The organism is Pseudomonas sp. Sample_21 (assembly GCF_004307525.1).
In the GTDB taxonomy this organism is placed as follows: domain Bacteria; phylum Pseudomonadota; class Gammaproteobacteria; order Pseudomonadales; family Pseudomonadaceae; genus Aquipseudomonas; species Aquipseudomonas atacamensis.
In genome coordinates, this window is record NZ_RCNZ01000035.1 from 32,597 (window position 1) to 51,319 (window position 18,723).

Here is an 18,723-nt window from a genome sequence, read left to right on the forward strand (position 1 = left end):
CCGAAGTGATGTTGGTCTGCTGAGTTACTTGGTGATCAACCCGGCCTCTTCGCGAGCAAGCTCGCTCCCACAATTGATCCTGGTCGGACACATATTCTGCATCCACTGAAGAACCCTGTGGGAGCGGGCTTGCCCGCGAAGGCGGACTCACAGCCAACACATCTGTACAGACACAAAAACCCGCCGCCCCCGAAACAACCGGGGCGGCGGGTTTTGTCGTTTCAGACCTCAGGTCAGACCGTATCCACCTTCAACGAATGATCATTAAGCATGCCGCTGATGATCGTCGCCGTGTCATGCCCCCCAGCCACCATGCCGCCCGCCCCCGGTGTCACGCCGTAATGGCTGGCGAGGTTGACGCCGGCCAGGTCGATAGTCTGGTTCGGCGTGCCGCCGGCCATGGCGCTGACGTCGATGCTGGTCATCACCGAGGCGCCGCTGCCGCTGACGGTGAAGTGCAGATAGTCGTCCAGCGACGCGGTGCTGGCGTTTTCGCCTTGCAGCAGTTGCGACAGGTCGAGCTTGTCGGTACCGGGGGTGAAGTCGGTGATCAGGTCGTGGCCGCTGTTGCCCTTGAGCCACTGGAAGGTGTCGGCCCCTGCCCCGCCCGTCAGCGTATTGTTGCCCATGCCACCGATCAGATAGTCATCGCCAGCGCCGCCATTGAGGAAGTCGTTGCCGAGGCCGCCGTTGATCACGTTGTTGTTGCCGTCGCCGGTGAGGCTGTCGTTGAAGTTCGAGCCGATCAGGTTTTCGATACCGGTCAAGGTGTCAGTACCGGCGCCGAGGGTGTTCTGCGCACCGAGCAGGCCGAGATTGACGGTGACCGCGGCCGTGGCGTGGGCGTAGCTGGCGGTGTCGCTGCCAGTGCCGCCGTCGAGCAGATCGTTGCCCGCGCCGCTGTAGAGCAAATCGTTGCCGCCGTCGCCGTGCATTTCGTTGTTGCCGGAGCCTGCGCTGAGCACGTCATTGCCGTCGCCGGCGTTGATAACGTTGTTGCCGCTGCCCGCTACCAACACATCGTCGCCAGCAGTGCCGGTCAGGGTGTGGCCGTCCTGATAGCTGATGCTGACGTTGGCCGTGTCGCTGCCGCCGTGGTTGTCGTTGGCGGTGTAGGTGCCGTGGTAGTCCGGTGTAGTGTCATGGGCCCCGGCGTAGTTGAGGGTCATGGTCAGTTGGTAGTTTTCCGCCGCGTTCGGGTTGCCGCCACCATTTCCAATGTTGGTGATGTGGATCTGGTAGACGCCGTCCGCCGAGGCGCTGAGGGTCTGGCCGTCCGCCAGCGCCATCCAGGCACCGCCATTGAGCGAATATTCCATGCTGATCTTACCGGCACCCAGATTGTGATCCAGATTGAGGGTTTCGCCCTGACGCAGATTGACGGTAATGCGGTCTTCATCGTTGGCATTGCTGTTGCTCACCATGCCCAGATAACCGCTGACCACCAGCGCGGCGGTCATGGTCGCGGCATTGGCGCTGAAGGCGCTGCGCACGTTGGCCAGGTTCTGGTTGGCCGCATTATTGTTCTGCCCAGTGAAACCGATCAGGCCGCTGCCGGTGAAGTCTGCCGCTTTGGAAATCCAACCAGTATTGAAACTGGTGGGTGTGGCGTTGAGGGTGTCGCCGTTCGGATCGCTGTCATTGGCCAGCAGCAGCTCACCCGGCACCACGATGTTGCCCGAGAGCACGTTGGTGATGACGTGATCGTCCATCGCCACCAGTGGCGCGTTGGGAATCACTTTCACGGTCAACGTTGAGCTGGCCAGATCGCCGTCGTTGTCGCTGACGGTGAAGCCGATGTTTTCGGTGATGACCACGGCGGTGGTTTTCTGCGAGGTGTAGCTGTATTCGCCGGTATCGAGGTTGATCACCAGCCTGCCGCTGTTGTTGGTGGCGATACTGACGGTGTTGTTGGCGGTATTGAAAGTGCCGTGGTTGGCGCCGCCGCTCGCAGTCAACGAACCCTGGCCACTGAGGGCTTTCGGATCGTAGGTGTAGGTCGTGCCGTCGACCACGATCGACTTGATGAAACCGCCATCGGCACCGAACGAGCCGCCCTCGCCCAGCAGCGAACCGGTGACCGGCGCGCCCTGCACAGTGCCGGAGAGCACCGAGTTGAGCTGGTTGAGATCGGTGACCACCACCGCATTGGTGTTGGTGTGGTTGATGCCGTCGTAGGCCAGGGGATCGAGGTTGGCGTTGCTCACGCCACTGCCCAGACCAATGGCGTAGTTCTTGATGTTGTTGGCGTCGAGGAAGTTTTTCAGCGCGGCTTCGTCAGCCGTGCCGATGTCGCCCTCGTTGGGCTTGCCGTCGGAGAAGAAGTAGCCGACGTTCTGTGCCCCGGTGAGTTTGCCGGAGGTGTTGAACGCGGTCTGCATTACCGATACGGCAGCATCGTAGTTGGTGCCGCCGCCGGCGTTGAGGCCGGCGAGCAATGTCTTGGCAGTAGCGACATCGACCCACACCGTGGTGCGGTCGGCGGCACTGCTGCTGAACGTCACCAACTGCACTTTCACATCGCCCAGATCATCGTACTTGTCGAGCAAGGCGCCAATGGCCTGCTTGGCCAGTGCCAGCCGCGACAGGCCCGGCACGCCAGAGGGATCGGCCATGCTGCCGGAGATGTCGAGGACGATGAGGATGTTGGAATCAATCTCCACTGCGGTAACCGAGCGATCCGAGGCAACGGCTTTCGGTACGTCGTCGACGATGTTCACCACAAGCGTGCTGGTGGTGCTGTTGCCCAGTGCATCGGTGGCTTTGTAGGTGAACGTTTCGCTGAGCGTGTTCGGCCCGTCGTTGGCGTTCGGCGCGGTTTTCGGTGCCGAGGTCAGCGTGTAGGTGTAGGTGCCGTCAGCGTTGAGCAGCAGTTGCCCGTAGCTGCCGGTGGCGTTGCCGACCAGGGTGTACGTGATCGCGCCGCTGCCGCCACTGACCGAACCGACCAGCGTGCCGCTGGCGGTTTCGCCGGTGTTGCCCGGTTCGCTGCCGGTGACTGTGCCGGGGGCGAGATCCTGGCCATCCTTGCTCAGGTCGAGGGCTTTTTCATAGACCGTGACATCCTGATCCACCGAGGCGACCAGCTTGCTGTCGGCGACGTTGATGGTCAGCGTCGTGGTGCTTTCATCGCCATCGCTGTCACGGATGGTGTAGGTGAACGTGTCGGTCGCGCCCGGCGGGCTCACCGAGTTCGGGTTGCTGTGGTAAACCGCGTTGCCCGCCGCGTCGAGGGTCAGGTAGCCGTAGTTGCCGTTGATGTTGCTGTTGAGCCCGCCGCTGGCCGACGTCGCGGTGTTGCTGCCGGCGCGCACGCCGACCACCGTTGCGGCCCCATCGGCGCCGCTGAGGTCATTGCCGAGCACACTGACATTGACCGTGCCGCCCTCCGCTACCGAGCCGGTATCGGCGTTGGCAGTCGGCAGATCGTCGACGATATTGACGTTGATCTGACCGCTGGCGGTACTGCCATCGGTATCAATGGCGACCACGTCAAAGCTCTCGCTGAGGCTGTTGGCACCGTTGGCGTTCGGATGAGCTTCATTGTCGACCAGGGTGTAGCTGTAGCTGACCACTCCGGTGGCCGGGTCGTAACCGGTGATGGTGAACGTACTGCCCAATGGCGAGACCACCGATTGCGGCAAACCGGCGGCGACGCCATTGCTGATCACCGCAATGCCGCCGACCGTGAGGGTTTGCAGGCCATCAAGCGCAGTGACGGTGAAGCTGCCGCTTTGGGTCAGCGCCGAGGTGTTGGGGCTGCTGCCGTCGCTGAGGTTTTTCTCGTAGACGGTGATTTCGCCGCCCTTCACATCGAGGCCGTCGAGGCACACCGGATCGTCGTTGTTATGGATGTTCAGCACCAGATTGGCGGTGCTGGTGTCGCCGTCGGCATCGGTGATGGTGTAGGCGAAGGTTTCCGTGCCGTTGCCGCCGCCCTGGAGGTTTTTGAAATCGGCGTCGTTGGCGTCCAGCGTGTAGGTGTAAGTGCCGTTGGCGTTGAGCACCAGCGTGCCGTAAGTGCCAGTGAAAGTACCGGCGGTTACCGGGCCGCTGGCGACGCGGTCGGCGCCCTGCACGTCGTTGTCGAGGACGTTGCCGGTCAGGGTCACCTGGGCTTCGGTCGCGTTGTCGGCATTGCTGTCATTCAGCGCTTTCGGCACGTCATCGACGATGCTCACGACGATTGTGCTGGTGACGACGTTGCCGAGAGAGTCGGTCGCCTGATAGGTGAAGGTTTCGCTCAGGCTGTTGGCGCCGTCGTCAGCGTGCGGCGTAGTGGTAGCCGGCGAAGTCAGGGTGTAGGTGTAAGTGCCATTGGCGTTGAGGACGATCTGCCCGTAATTGCCGGTGGCGCTGCCGACCAGTGCATAACTGATCGCGCCGACCGCACCGGTGACCGAGCCGACCAGGGTGCCGGAAGCGGTTTCGCCAGTGCTGTTCGGATCGCTGCCGACCACACTGCCCGCTGCCAGATCCTGGCCATCCTGGTTCAGGTCGAGGGCTTTTTCGTAGACGGTGACATCGGTGTCGCTGACCGCTTTCAGGCAGCTGTTGTAGACGTCGATGGTGATCGTCGTGGTGCTTTCGTCACCGTCGGCATCGCGCACGGTGTAGGTGAACACATCCACCGCGCCCGGGCCGTTCACCGTGTTCGGATTGCTGTGATAAACGGCGTTGCCGTTGGCATCAAGCGTGAGGTAGCCGTAGGTGCCGTTGATCTGCGAATTGAGCCCGCCGATGGCCGAAGTCGAGGTGTCAGCACCGGCGCGCACGCCAACCACTGCACCGGTGACCGCCGGGCCGTCAGCGCCACCGATATCGTTGTTGAGTACGTTACCGCTGACAGTACCGCCCTCCGCCACCGAAGCCGCGTCCGCATGCGCGGTCGGCAAATCGTCGACGATGTTGACGTTGATCTGGCCGCTGGCGGTGCTGCCATCGGTGTCCGTCGCCACCACGTCGAAGTTCTCGGTGAGGCTGTTGGCGCCGTTGGCGGTTGGATGGGCTTCGTTGTCGGCCAGGGTGTAGCTGTAGCTGACCACGCCGGTCGTCGGGTCATAACCGCTGATGGTCAAGGTGCTGCCCAGCGGGGTGACGATTGATTGCGGGAAGCCTGCGGCCACGCCATTGGTGATCACCGCGATGCCGCCGACTGTGAGGGTCTGCAGACCATCGAGAGCGCTGACGGTGAAAGTGCCGTTCTGGGTCAGCGCCGGGGTGTTGGGGCTGGTGCCGTCGCTGAGGTTTTTTTCGTAGACGGTAAGTTCGCCGCCGTTGACGTCGAGGCCATTGAGCAGCACCGGATCGTCGTTGTTGTGGATGTTCAATACGAGATTGGCAGTGCTGGTATCGCCGTCGGCATCGGTGATGGTGTAGGCGAAGGTTTCGGTGCCGTTACCGCCGCCGGTCAAGGCTTTGAAATCGGCATCGCTGGTATTCAGCGTGTAGGTGTAAGTGCCGTCGGCGTTCAGAACCAAAGTGCCGAACGTGCCGGTGAAAGTGCCCGGCGTGACTGGGCCGGTCGGTACGCGGTCGGCGCCTTGCACGTCGTTGGCCAGGACGTTGCCGGTCAGGGTCAGTTGGCTTTCCGAGGCGGTACCGTTGCTGTCGTCGTTGGCTTTCGGCAGGTCATCGACGATATTCACGTCGAGGGTACCGGTGGCGGTGGTGCCGTTGTCATCAACGACCGTGACCGCGAACTGCTCAGGCAGATTGTTCGCGCCGTTGGCGTTCGGATGCGCTTCGTTATCAGCCAAGGTGTAGCTGTAACTGACCACGCCGGTTGCAGCGTTGAAACCAGTAATCGCCAACGTGCTGCCCAGTGGCGTGGTGATCGATTGCGGGAAACCTGCGGCGACGCCATTGGTCACCACGGCGATGCCGCCGACAGTCAGCGTGGTGACGCCGTCCAGTGCAGTGATGGTGTACGTGCCGTTTTGTGTCAGCGCGGTGGCGTCCGGTGCGCTGCCGTCGCTGAGATTTTTCTCGTAGATCGTCAGCTCGCCGCCAGCGACGTTCAGGCCGTCGATGATGACTGGATCGTCGTTGTTGTGGATCTGCAGAATGAGGTTGGCGGTGCTGCTATCGCCGTCGGCATCGGTGATCGTGTAGGCGAAGGTTTCGGTTCCGTTGCCACCGCCGGTCAAGGCTTTGAAATCGGCATCGCTGGTATTGAGCGTGTAGGTATAAGTGCCGTCGGCGTTCAAAACCAACGTCCCGAACGTGCCGGTGAAAGTGCCCGGAGTAACCGGGCCGGTAGGTACGCGGTCGGCACCTTGCACGTCGTTGGTCAGGACGTTGCCGGTCAGGGTCAGTTGGCTTTCTGATGCGGTACCGTTGCTGTCATCGTTGGCGTTCGGCAGGTCGTCGACGATGTTGACGTCGAGGGTGCCGGTGGCCGTCGTGCCGTTGTCATCAACGACCGTGACTGCGAACTGCTCAGGCAGATTGTTCGCGCCGTTGGCGTTCGGATGTGCTTCGTTGTCGGCCAGGGTGTAGCTGTAACTGACCACGCCGGTCGCAGCGTTGAAACCAGTAATCGTCAGCGTGCTGCCCAATGGCGTGGTGATTGACTGCGGGAAGCCTGCGGCGACGCCGTTGGTCACCACGGCGATGCCGCCGACGGTCAGCGTGGTGACGCCGTCCAGTGCAGTGATGGTGAACGTGCCGTTTTGCGTCAGCGCACCAGCATCCGGGGCGCTGCCATCGCCAAGGTTCTTCTCGTAAACCGTCAGCTCGCCACCGGCGACGTTCAGGCCATCGATGGTGACTGGATCGTCGTTGTTGTGGATCTGCAGAACCAGATTGGCGCTGCTGCTATCGCCGTCGGCATCGGTGATCGTGTAGGCGAACGTTTCGGTTCCTTTGCCTCCGCCGGTCAAGGCTTTGAAATCGGCATCGCTGGTATTGAGCGTGTAGGTGTAGGTGCCGTCGGCGTTCAGCACCAACGTGCCGTAAGTACCGGTGAAAGTACCCGGCGTGACCGGTCCGGTGGGTACGCGGTCAGCGCCTTGTATGTCGTTGGTGAGGACGTTGCCGGTCAGGGTCAGCAAGGTTTCCGAGGCAACGCCGTTGGCGTCATCAAACGCTTTGGGCACGTCGTCGGTGATATTCACGTCGAGGGTGCCAGTGGCGCTGTCGCCATTGCTGTCAGTGGCGATCACGGTGAATTGTTCGCTGAGATTGTTCACGCCGTCGCCGGCCGCGTGGGTTTCGTTGCCGTTGAGGGTGTAGCTGTAGCTGACCGTACCGGTCGCCGCGTTGTAACCGGTGATGGTCAGGGTGTTGCCCAGTTGCGTGGTGATCGACTGGGGAAAGCCGATCGGCACGCCGCCAACAATCACGTTGATGCCGCCGATGCTCAGGCTGTTCAAACCATCCGCTGCCGAGACCGTGAAGCTGCCACTTTGCGTCAGCGCGCCTGGATTGGCCGCTGTACCTTCAGGCAGATTGGCTTCATTGAGGTTGAGTTCGCCATCCGCCCCATTGAGGCCGTTGAGGATGACCGGATTGTTCACCGGTGGCGGTGGCACCACGACCGGCGCTGGCGTGTCGTCGCCATTGTCGATGTCCGCGTCGCGACGATACTCGGGAAATTCGGGAATGCCGTTGAAGCCGGCGGTAGGGAAACCAATGATCGGATCGACTCGGCCGCCGACTTCGGTGAGCAGAACGAAACTGTGCCCGCCGCCCAGTTCACCGGTATTGCCGGTGGGCGCGTTGGGGCCGGCAGCGGTGGCTTCGGCGGTTTTGCTCGGGTCTTCACCGGCGGCGATGGCTTGCTGGATCTGCTCGACATCGGTCAGTTGCGCCTGGCTCGGGGTCTGCGCTTCGTCGACGTTCACCGGCACAGCCTGGTCGGCCAGCAATTGCCCGGTCATGGTGATGCTGCTGCCGCGGCCGAGGGTCAATTGCTCGCCGTTTTGCAGTTTCACTGCCACCGCGCCTTCCGCGCCGGTGATCAGTTGATCGCCAGCGTACAAACGATCGCCTTCGAACAGCGGACGCTTGATGCCGTCGCTCGCCTGGGCGAACACCTGACCAATGACTTTTGTGACCGTACCAATGAGCGCTGCCATGTGAAATCCTCCGCTGCCGACCACCGTCGGCACTGGTTCGCGAAGCAGCCCATGGCTCAATCGGGTTGCCGGGGGCGACGCTCGCACCCTCGACAGTTCGTTTCGCAGGCCCGGTTTGAGGTGAATTGTCAGTGCTATCAAGCACTTGCCAACCCTGTTCAATCCATCGACCCACTAGCGCTACGTAACGGTGGTGAATCACCCGAGTGACAAAAATCTGTCGCTCATTCCCCGCTACGCGTCCCTCCCCTTCAGCAGTACTTCGCAGTGTCTCGCAAAGTGAATGGAACTTTCCTCAAGCCTTTTCGAGCTCCCTAAAGCGCATAAAACAAAGGCTTTCGAGCTGAACAATGTGCTGCTTTTGAAAAACCGCATAAGTTTTTTTTGGAATAAACCTTATGAAAATTTTTTCTTAGCTACGCTCTAGGATGTTCTTAGCTCTGTTGTTACAAGAGTGAAACGCTTACACCCTAAATTTACGTCAAATATTTGGCGACGGTAACACAACATTGAGATCCAGGGAGATGCACCCATGCGCGTTCTAACCCCCCTCTGCAGCGCGGTTTTGCTGGCCATGGCTTGCACTTCCCAAGCCCAGGCGATGAACCTCACCGAGGCGATTCAAAGCACCATCGCCACCCACCCGGAGCTGGCTTCGCGCGTGGACGCTCGCCTGTCTGCGGATGAACAGGTCAAAGTGGCAAAAGGCGGGTTTTATCCGTCGGTCGATCTGAACGCTGCCTACGGGCGCGGCTACAGCGACAACACCAACACTCGCGCCTTCGGTAATCACAACACCGAAATCCTCAATTACACCCAGTCGGAGCTGCGCTTGCGGCAGATGATCTTCGACGGCTTCAACACCGCCAACGAGGTCGAGCGCACCAAGGGCGTGTCCAACTCGCGCGCCTACTACGCGCAAGGCACCGCGCAGGATCTGGCCCTGCGCACCATCGAGGTCTACCTCGAAGTGCTCAAGCGTCGGGAACTGGTGACGCTGGCGAAGAACAACCTGCAGGCGCACTTGCGCGTAAACGATCAGATCGGCCTGCGCACGGAGCGCGGCATCGGCAGCACCGCCGACTCCGATCAATCGGTTGCCCGTCGTGCACTGGCGCAGAACAACCTCGACACCGCCGAAGTCGATCTGGCCGACGCCGAATCGAATTTCTACAGCGTGGTCGGACGCATGCCCGATGAGCTGGAAACCCCGGCCTCGACTCGCGGTGAGATGCCGCCGGACCTGCGTGAAGCGCAGCAGAGCATGGTCGACAACAACCCGTACCTGAAATCGGCCCAGGCTGACGTGCAGTCCGCCGAGAGCCAGTACGAAGTGGCCAAGTCGCCGTTCTACCCGCGCTTCGACGCGGAAGCGGCAGTGGGCGCGAACAACAACGTGCAGGGCGACGAAGGCCACGACAACGAATGGCGTGTCGGTGTGGTGATGAACTACAACCTGTTCCGTGGCGGCAGCGACAAGGCACGTCTGGCCGCGAATGCCCACGACATCAACCAGGCGATGGACATCCGCAACAACGCCCTGCGTCAGCTCAACGAGAACATTCGCCTGGCCTGGAACGCCATGGAGAACGCCAAGAAGCAGACGCCGACCGCTCGCGAATACGCCGAAACCACCAAACGCGTGCGCGCCGCTTATCAGGACCAGTTCGGCCTCGGCCAACGCACCCTGCTCGACCTGCTCGACAGCGAAAACGAGCTGTACAACGCCAACCGTCGCTACACCGAAATCCGCTACACCGAGGAATACTCGATGTACCGCGTGCTGGCGAACATGGGCCAGTTGCTGAGCAAGCAACGCGTGGTGCTGCCGGCTGATGCGATTGCCACGACCGAAGTGAAAAACCAGGCGCGCCTGCCCGAGTTGAAATAGATCCTGCAGGACCTGCCGAAGGCTGCGATCTCTGATCGTTCCCACGCTCTGCGTGGGAATGCAGCCCGTGACGCTCCGCGTCACTGGACGCAAAGCGTCCCTAGAGGCATTCCCACGCAGAGCGTGGGAACGATCCGATAACCGAGCCCGTTCAACAGAGGCAATCACTATGACCAGCATGGAACCCGGCGCCACCGGGGTCGATCCGCGCCTGAGCTTCGACGACCCGTTACTCGACGGTCTGCTGATCCTCTGCAAACTGCATGGCGCCACGGTCAGTCGTGCCAGCCTGAGCGCCGGGCTGCCTCTGAACAAACAACGCCTGAGCCTCGATCTGCTGCCCCGTGCAGCCGCGCGGGCCGGATTACAGGCGCGCTTGTTGCGCCGTGAATTGAAAGACATTTCACCGCTGAACCTGCCGATCCTGCTGCTGCTCAACGACGGCCGCACTGCCGTGCTGCGGCGCTTTGGCGAGGACGGCAAAGCCCTGCTGCTGCCCAGCGAAGCCGACGGCGGCGAGCAATGGGTCAGCCGCGAAGAACTCAACGAGCACTACAGCGGCCAGGCCTTGTTCGCCCGTCCGCGCCACGAACTCGAAGACCTGCGCGCGCCGCTGGTGCCACGGGTAAACGCGTGGTTTCGCGACACTCTCAAACTGTCGAAATGGCTGTACAGCGATGCGATTCTCGCCAGTTTTCTGATCAACCTGCTCGGCCTGATGGTGCCGCTGTTCCTCATGCAGACCTACGATCGCGTGGTGCCCAATCAGGCGACCTCGACGCTGTGGGTGCTGTCGATCGGTTTGCTGATCGGCACCGGTTTTGAATTGGTGCTGCGCGTGGTGCGTGCGCACCTGCTCGACACCGCCGGCAAGAAAACCGATGTGATCCTCTCGGCAACGTTGTTCGAGCGCATCACCGGCATGTCGATGAAAGCGCGGCCGGCGACCATCGGCGGCTTTGCCCAGAGCATTCACGACTTTCAGGGCCTGCGTGAGTTTCTCACCGCCGTGACCCTGACCAGCCTGATCGACTTGCCCTTCGTGGTGTTGATGCTGGTAGTGATCGGCCTGCTCGGCGGCTGGCTGGTGGTGATTCCGCTGCTGGCGTTTCCGATCACCATCATCTTCGCCATGGCGATTCAGGTGCGCCTGCGTGACACCGTGCAGAAAAGCCTGAGCCTCGGCGCCGAGCGTCAGGCAGTGCTGATCGAAACCCTCGGCGGTCTGGAAACCCTCAAGGCCTGCGGCGCCGAAAGCGAGCGCCAGCACAAATGGGAAAGCACCCACGGCGCCCTCACCCGCCTCGACAGCCACGCACGCAACCTGTCGGCCCTGGCCACCAACGGCACTTTGTTCATCCAGCAGTTTTCCGGGATGGCGACGATTGTTGCCGGGGTCTACAGCATCATTGCCGGCAACCTCAGTGTCGGCGCGCTGGTTGCCACCTACATGCTTGGCAGTCGTGTGCTCGCCCCGCTCGGGCAGATCGCCGGGCTGATCACCCGCTACCAGCAAGCGCAACTGACCATGAAAAGCACCGACGCGCTGATGGCCCTGCCGCAGGAACGCGACGGCAAACAACGGCCACTGGAACGCACGCAGCTGCAAGGCGCCCTCGACGTCAGCGGCGTGACGTTCCACTACAACGGCCAGAACGCACCGGCGCTGAGCGAGGTCAGCTTCAGCCTGAAACCCGGCGAGCGGGTCGGCATCATCGGCCGCAGCGGCTCCGGCAAAAGCACGTTGGCGCGATTGGTCATGGGCTTCTACGAAGCGGAGCAAGGCCAATTGCTGCTCGACGGCCTCGACCTGCGCCAACTGGACGTGGCTGACCTGCGCCAGCAGATCGGATATGTCGCCCACGACCTGCCGCTGCTGGCCGGCAGCCTGCGCGACAACCTGACCCTGGGCGCGCGTTACATCAGCGATTCACGCATGCTCGAAGTCGCCGAACTGACTGGCGTCACCGAGCTGGCCCGACAACATCCGCAAGGCTTCGACCGACCGGTGGGCGAACGCGGACAACTGCTATCCGGCGGCCAGCGCCAGGCGGTGTTGCTGGCGCGCGCGTTACTGCTCGATCCGCCGATCATGCTGCTCGACGAACCCACCAGCGCCATGGACAACAGCAGCGAAGATGCACTGCGGCAGAAACTGCATGGCTGGGTGCAAGGCAAAACCCTGCTGCTGGTCACCCACCGCACCTCGATGCTGAGCCTGGTGGACCGGTTGCTGGTGCTGGACAACGGCCGGGTCGTCGCTGACGGCCCGAAAGAAGCGGTCATCGATGCACTGCGCAAGGGCCGTGTCGGCTCGGCGGCGGTCTAGGAGTTACGCCATGCCTGCTTCCTCCGATAGCAACAAACGCGGTTACTTCGACAGTTTCAGCAAAAGCGCCGAAGCCGAGTTCATGCCGGAAACCGCCGGCGCAGCATTGCAGGATTCGCCGCGAAAATCGCGGATCACCGTGTGGCTGGCGGCAGCGCTGCTGATCGCCGCCCTGGTCTGGGCCGAATTTGCCGTGCTCGAAGAAGTGACCATGGGCGAAGGCAAAGCGATCCCGTCAAGCAAGGTTCAGGTGATCCAGAACCTTGAGGGCGGCATCGTCACCGAGATTTTCGTTCGCGAAGGCCAGATGGTCGGCAAGGGCGACACCCTGCTGCGTCTGGATGACACGCGCTTTCGCTCGAACAAGGGCGAAAGCGAGGCCGACCGTTACGCGCTGACCGCGCAGGTTGAACGCTTGTCAGCGGAGGCCGAGGGACGCCCCTTCAAACTCTCCGCCGAAGTGATCGCCAAGGCGCCGCAAGTCGCCGAGGACGAACGCTCGCTGTACGAGCAACGCCAACGCCGACTGGCCAGCGAGCAGCGCACCCTCAGCGAACAGCTGCGGCAGAAAACCCAGGAACTGGCGGAGTTTCGCTCCAAGCAAGGCCAGTTCAGTTCCAGCCTGGCGTTGCTGCAGCAAGAGATGAACATGTCCGAACCGCTGGTCAAAACCGGCGCGGTGTCACCGGTGGAAATCCTCCGCCTCAGGCGCAGCGCGGTGGAGATCCGTGGTTCGCTGAACGCCACCACGCTAGCTATTCCCCGGGCCGAATCGGCCATCGCCGAGATCCGCAGCAAGATCGACGAATCCGAGCAGACCTTCCGTTCCGAGGCCGCCAAAGAGCTGAATGAGAAACGCACCGACCTGTCGAAAATCACCGCGTCGAGCATCGCCATCGACGATCGCGTCAGCCGCACTACGGTGACGTCGCCGGTACGCGGGGTGATCAAGCAGATGAAGGTCAACACCATCGGCGGCGTGGTCCAGCCGGGCAGCGACATGGTCGAAATCGTGCCGCTGGAAGACAACCTGCTGATCGAAGCCAAGGTCCGCCCGCAAGACGTCGCGTTCCTGCATCCGGGCCAGAAAGCCATGGTCAAGTTCAGTGCCTACGACTACACGATTTACGGCGGGCTGAGCGCCAAGCTCGAACTGATCGGCGCCGATACGATCACCGATGACAAGGGCAACAGCTTCTATCTGATTCAGGTGCGCACCGACAAGAATCACTTGGGCGGCGACGTGAAACCACTGCTGATCATCCCGGGGATGGTAGCGACGGTGGACATTATTACCGGTGAGAAAAGCGTCTTGGATTACCTGCTCAAACCGGTGCTTAAAGCGCGGACCGAGGCGATGCGTGAGCGTTAGCCAATGATCGTTCCCACGCTCCGCGTGGGAATGCCGCCCGGGACGCTCCGCGTCCCTTCACGACGTTGACGCAGAGCGTCACTGGATGCATTCCCACGCAGAGCGTGGGAACGATCATCTGTCGCCATGGTTACGCTGGAAAACCTCCTCCCCCATCGCCGCAATCTGCCCTTCGATCAGCGCTTCAAACGGCTGGAGCAACGGCGCAAACGTCGTCGGCGCTTCGAGGGTTTCCAGCGCCTGCACGATCGCCTCGATCGTCGATAGCGCCCCCGGCCCCGGTGCCTTGCGCAAGCGATAGCGCGACACGCCGCCCTCGGTCAGGGTCACCCGTGGCAGTGCTGCCAGCAGCGGATTGAGGTGCAACATCTTGCGCGCCTTGCGCCAGGTGCCGTCCGGGACGACCAGCAAAATTGGCTGATCATTCGGTGCGTAAGCCTGCAGCGGCTGCGCATCGTCAGCCGGGAACAACAAGCGCGCGTGATAGCCCGGCCGGTTCAACAGTTTCGGCAAATCCTCGAATACCTCGCCGACAATCAGCTCGGCATTGCTCAGCCCCAGCGCCGCCAGCCGCGCGGTATTGAGCGCGTGACTGACCTCGCTCGGATGCTGCAGCAGCAATACTCGGGTGCGGCTATCGAGGTGCGGAATCAATGGGCACAGGCAATGGGTCTGGGGGCGCAGGCAGCGCGGGCATTGGGCTCGGGACATGATGGGTTACGCCTGATTCAATTGCGCTTTGAGCAAATCGCGGAAAGTCTGGATCAGCGGCTCGCGGCTGCGGCCCCTGCGCATGATCATCGAAAACGGCGCCTGATAACCGAAGGTCGCCGGCAGCAGAACGCGCAGATCACCCTTGTCGGCCCAGGCCTGCGCGTAGTGCTCGGGCAGGTAACCGATGTAGGCGCCGGAGAGCACCAGAATCAGCTGCGCTTCCATGCTTTCCACGGTCGCGGCACTGTGTTTGAAACCGTGCCGGGCCAGTTCCGCCTGACTCCAGTAACCGCGCCCGACCATCCGTTGCTGGGTGATGACCTGCTCGGGGATGCGCCGTTCGTTGAACAGTGGATGGCGACTGCTGCAATACAGCCAGTGCTGCTCGCGGTACAGCGGCATGTAGACCAGACCGCTCATGCGCGTGGAAAACGCACCGATGGCCAGATCGAGGCGATTGTCCTGCACGCCGAGTTGCAACTCATATGGACTCATTACCGACAGGTGCAAATGCACCGCCGGGTGTTCCTGACTGTAGGCGCCGATGGCTTCGGCGAACGGCAGGGCCTTGTCGCTGACCGTGGAATCGATCACCCCGAGATTGAGCGTGCCGCGCAGTTCGCCCTTGAGCGCGGCAGCGTATTGCTCGAAGCCTTCAAGCTCGGCGAGCAGGCGCAGGGTTTCCTGATGGAACAGCTCGCCTTTGCTGGTCAGGCTGAAGCCACCGCGCCCACGATGGCACAGCACCAGACCGAGCGCGGCTTCGAGCTGGCTCATGTAAGTGCTGATCGCCGACGTCGACAGGTTGAGTTCCTGCTGCGCATTGGCAAAACCCTGATGGCGCACGACGCTGACGAAGATGCGCAGGAGTTTCAGGTCGGGTAAAGCGTTGGCCATGTCTACTCCGGGCTTTGCAACTATGTGTCTGTGGGAAAAGCCCCTCACCCCAGCCCTCTCCCCGAGGGAGAGGGAGCTGATCTCCATGGCTTTCAAATCCTGAGTTCAACTCGATTTTTCAGGTCGATGCAGATTCCGCCAAAAACTCGGTCGGCCCCCTCTCCCTTGGGAGAGGGCTGGGGTGAGGGCAACAATCTTCAGCCCTACACTTCATTCGAACCCACCAAAGTCTAATCCCACCTCTCCCATTAGTTTAGAAAAATCTGAACTAAGTTTTTGCCCGTAGCGATTCTTCCCCGTCACTACATTTCGCATCATCGGGCCACACAGCGGCGTCCGAACCTGTGCTCAACGGCGCGCCGGCATAAATAAAACAAAGACGATGAGGCCCTACCCGTGGACAAGATTCTTCACCAACCACTGGGCGGCAATGAAATGCCGCGCTTCGGCGGCATCGCCACCATGCTCCGACTTCCCCATGTACCGACCGCTGCCGGCCTCGACGCTGCCTTTGTGGGCGTGCCGCTGGACATCGGCACTTCGCTGCGCCCCGGCACGCGCTTCGGGCCGCGCGATATCCGCACCGAATCGGTGATGATCCGCCCGTACAACATGGCCACCGGTGCCGCGCCGTTCGACTCGCTGTCGGTGGCCGACATTGGTGACGTGGCGATCAACACCTTCAACCTGCTCGACGCCGTACGCATCATCGAAGAAGCCTACGACAATATCCTCGAGCACAACGTGATCCCGATGACCCTGGGCGGCGACCACACCATCACCCTGCCGATCCTGCGAGCGATTCATAAAAAACACGGCAAGGTAGGCCTGGTGCACATCGATGCCCACGCTGACGTCAACGATCACATGTTCGGCGAGAAGATCGCCCACGGCACCACGTTCCGTCGTGCCGTCGAAGAAGGTCTGCTCGATTGCGACCGCGTGGTGCAGATCGGTTTGCGAGCGCAGGGTTACACCGCCGACGACTTCAACTGGAGCCGCGATCAGGGCTTCCGTGTGGTGCAGGCCGAAGAGTGCTGGCACAAGTCGCTGGCGCCGTTGATGGCTGAAGTACGCGAGAAAGTCGGTGGCGGTCCGGTGTATCTGAGTTTCGATATCGACGGCATCGACCCGGCCTGGGCGCCCGGCACCGGCACCCCGGAAATCGGCGGCCTGACCACCATTCAGGCGATTGAAATCGTCCGTGGCTGCCAGGGCCTCGACCTGATCGGTTGCGATCTGGTAGAAGTCTCGCCCGCTTATGACACCACCGGCAACACCTCGCTGCTGGCCGCCAACCTGCTGTACGAAATGCTCTGCGTACTGCCTGGCGTGGTTCATCGCTGAGGGTCGGGTCATGCACGCACGTGATCAGGTTCTGCATGCGGCCGCCGAGTTGGTCGCCGCGTTTGCCCGTAATGATCGCGAAGCCTACTTCGGTGCGTTCAGCGCCGATGCCAGCTTCGTTTTCTACACCCTCGACCAGCCATTGCTGTCGCGCGATGCCTATCAGGCGTTGTGGGACCGCTGGCGTGCCGAGGATGGATTCGAGGTGCTGTCGTGCACCTCGAGCAACGCCTTTGTCAGCCTGCAGGGTGACGTGGCGATTTTCATCCATGACGTGGCCACCGAGCTGCGCATGCAAGGGGAGCAACACTTCAGCCAGGAGCGCGAGACGATTGTTTTCAGAAGACAAGCGTCGAGCCTAGAACAACAAGGCCTATGGCTGGCCTGTCACGAACATTTGTCCGCAATGCCGGAAGGGCTGCCACCCCCTTAGCCAATGGTGACGCTCACGCACGATGAGCGCGCCTGATGATCGGAGCAGATCATGAATAACAACAACAACGAAAAAAGCCTTAGCAGCATCGAAACAAACGGGGTCGAACAGATCCCGGATCATGAGCGCGACGCCCGACCCAGCGACTTGTTTCGCTTGATCTTCGGCGGCGCCAATACGTTTGCCACCGCTGTGCTCGGCAGCTTCCCGGTGCTGTTCGGCCTGTCGTTTCAGGCGGGTGTCTGGGCGATTTTGCTGGGTGTGGTGGTCGGTGCGCTGATCCTCGCGCCGATGGGCCTGTTCGGCCCGCTCAACGGCACCAACAACGCCGTGTCTTCCGGTGCGCACTTCGGCGTGCACGGGCGGATTGTCGGTTCGTTCCTGTCGTTGTTGACGGCGATCGCGTTCTTCTCGCTGTCAGTGTGGAGCTCGGGTGATGCGCTGGTCGGCGGTGCCAAACGCCTCGTCGATCTGCCGGAAACCGACCTGACCCTGGGCCTGGCCTACGGCCTGTTCGCGCTGCTGGTGCTGACCGTGTGCATCTACGGTTTCCGCATCATGCTGTGGGTCAACCGCATCGCCGTGTGGGCCGCGAGCCTGTTGTTCCTGCTCGGCATCTTCGCCTTCGCCCCTGCTTTCGACAGCCAGTACGCCGGCAGCGTGGCGCTGGGTCAGGCCGGGTTCTGGGCGGCATTCATCGGCGCGGCGCTGGTGGCGATGAGCAACCCGATTTCCTTCGGTGCGTTCCTCGGCGACTGGTCGCGCTACATCCCGCGTGAGACGCCGAAGGGCCGGATCATGCTGGCGGTGATCGCCGCGCAACTGGCGACGTTGATTCCTTTCCTGTTCGGCCTCGCCACCGCCACTATCGTCGCGATCAAGGCGCCGAACTACATCGCCGCGAACAACTATGTCGGCGGCTTGCTGGCCGTCTCGCCGAGCTGGTTCTTCCTGCCGGTGTGCCTGATTGCGGTGATCGGCGGCATGTCCACTGGCACCACGTCGCTGTATGGCACCGGGCTGGACATGTCCAGCGTGTTCCCGCGCGTGCTCTCCCGGGTTAAGGCGACTTTGCTGATCGGCGTGCTGTCGATCGCCTTCATCTTCATCGGCCGTTTTGCGGCGAACCTGGTGCAGAGCGTGTCGACCTTCGCCGTGCTGATCATCACCTGCACCACCCCGTGGATGGTGATCATGATCATCGGTCTGCTGGTGCGGCGCGGCTTCTACTGCCCGGATGACCTGCAAGTGTTCACTCGCGGCGAACAGGGCGGACGCTACTGGTTCAACCACGGCTGGAACTGGCGCGGTCTGGGGGCGTGGATTCCGAGTGCGCTGGTCGGCCTGTGCTTCGTCAACCTGCCGGGGCAGTTCGTCGGCCCGCTGGGCGAACTGGCCGGTGGCATCGACATCAGCTTGCCGGTGACATTGGGCCTGGCGTCGGTGGTGTATCTGACGCTGCTGCGCCTGTTCCCCGAACCTCGGGAGGTGTTCGGGCCAACGGATGTGCGCAGTGAAGCCGCAATAAAACCTCAACTGCGTCAGGCCGCCTGACACGAATCCCCTGTTGGAGCGAGCCTGCTCGCGAAGACTTCAGCACATCCAACATTGGTGTGACTGACAGACCGCCTTCGCGAGCAGGCTCGCTCCCACAGGAAG

General features: G+C 61.9%; 9 protein-coding genes. 6 read left to right on the forward strand and 3 right to left on the reverse strand.

The window, feature by feature from the left end:
* Positions 1 to 233 precede the first annotated feature (233 nt).
* Positions 234 to 8,081, reverse strand: a complete 7,848-nt coding sequence (locus tag D8U71_RS03870) for a retention module-containing protein (RefSeq protein ID WP_130887189.1) — start codon at positions 8,079 to 8,081, stop codon at positions 234 to 236.
* Positions 8,082 to 8,613: 532 nt separating this feature from the next.
* Between D8U71_RS03870 and D8U71_RS03875 the strand changes: the two genes are divergently transcribed.
* From D8U71_RS03875 to D8U71_RS03885, 3 genes are all read left to right on the forward strand, one after another.
* Positions 8,614 to 9,972 carry a TolC family outer membrane protein gene (locus D8U71_RS03875; protein ID WP_016771146.1) on the forward strand — a complete coding sequence of 453 codons (1,359 nt, stop codon included), beginning with the start codon at positions 8,614 to 8,616 and terminating at the stop codon, positions 9,970 to 9,972.
* A 169-nt stretch (positions 9,973 to 10,141) separates the two neighbouring features.
* The gene (locus D8U71_RS03880) at positions 10,142 to 12,301 is read left to right on the forward strand and encodes a type I secretion system permease/ATPase (protein ID WP_130887190.1); all 2,160 of its coding nucleotides are present in this window, start codon (positions 10,142 to 10,144) and stop codon (positions 12,299 to 12,301) included.
* A 10-nt stretch (positions 12,302 to 12,311) separates the two neighbouring features.
* Positions 12,312 to 13,673, forward strand: a complete 1,362-nt coding sequence (locus D8U71_RS03885) for an HlyD family type I secretion periplasmic adaptor subunit (protein WP_130887191.1) — start codon at positions 12,312 to 12,314, stop codon at positions 13,671 to 13,673.
* A 114-nt stretch (positions 13,674 to 13,787) separates the two neighbouring features.
* Here the strand turns inward: D8U71_RS03885 and D8U71_RS03890 are convergent, their stop codons facing one another.
* Together D8U71_RS03890 and D8U71_RS03895 are read right to left on the reverse strand one after the other, a co-directional pair.
* Positions 13,788 to 14,384 carry a DTW domain-containing protein gene (locus tag D8U71_RS03890; protein WP_130887192.1) on the reverse strand — a complete coding sequence of 199 codons (597 nt, stop codon included), beginning with the start codon at positions 14,382 to 14,384 and terminating at the stop codon, positions 13,788 to 13,790.
* A 6-nt stretch (positions 14,385 to 14,390) separates the two neighbouring features.
* Positions 14,391 to 15,284 (reverse strand): LysR family transcriptional regulator, encoded by an 894-nt coding sequence (locus tag D8U71_RS03895; RefSeq protein WP_007956593.1) that lies wholly within the window; start codon positions 15,282 to 15,284, stop codon positions 14,391 to 14,393.
* Positions 15,285 to 15,680: 396 nt separating this feature from the next.
* Here D8U71_RS03895 and speB point away from each other — a divergent pair, with 396 nt between their 5' ends.
* From speB to D8U71_RS03910, 3 genes are read left to right on the forward strand one after another with little or no spacing between them, the layout of a single operon-like run.
* Positions 15,681 to 16,631, forward strand: coding sequence for an agmatinase (gene speB / locus D8U71_RS03900; RefSeq protein ID WP_003222717.1), 951 nt, complete (start codon positions 15,681 to 15,683; stop codon positions 16,629 to 16,631).
* A 10-nt stretch (positions 16,632 to 16,641) separates the two neighbouring features.
* The gene (locus tag D8U71_RS03905) at positions 16,642 to 17,064 is read left to right on the forward strand and encodes a nuclear transport factor 2 family protein (protein ID WP_122505894.1); all 423 of its coding nucleotides are present in this window, start codon (positions 16,642 to 16,644) and stop codon (positions 17,062 to 17,064) included.
* Between the two features lie 51 nt (positions 17,065 to 17,115).
* Positions 17,116 to 18,618: a cytosine permease gene (locus D8U71_RS03910; RefSeq protein ID WP_130887193.1), complete on the forward strand. Its 1,503-nt coding sequence runs from the start codon at positions 17,116 to 17,118 to the stop codon at positions 18,616 to 18,618.
* Positions 18,619 to 18,723: the final 105 nt, after the last annotated feature.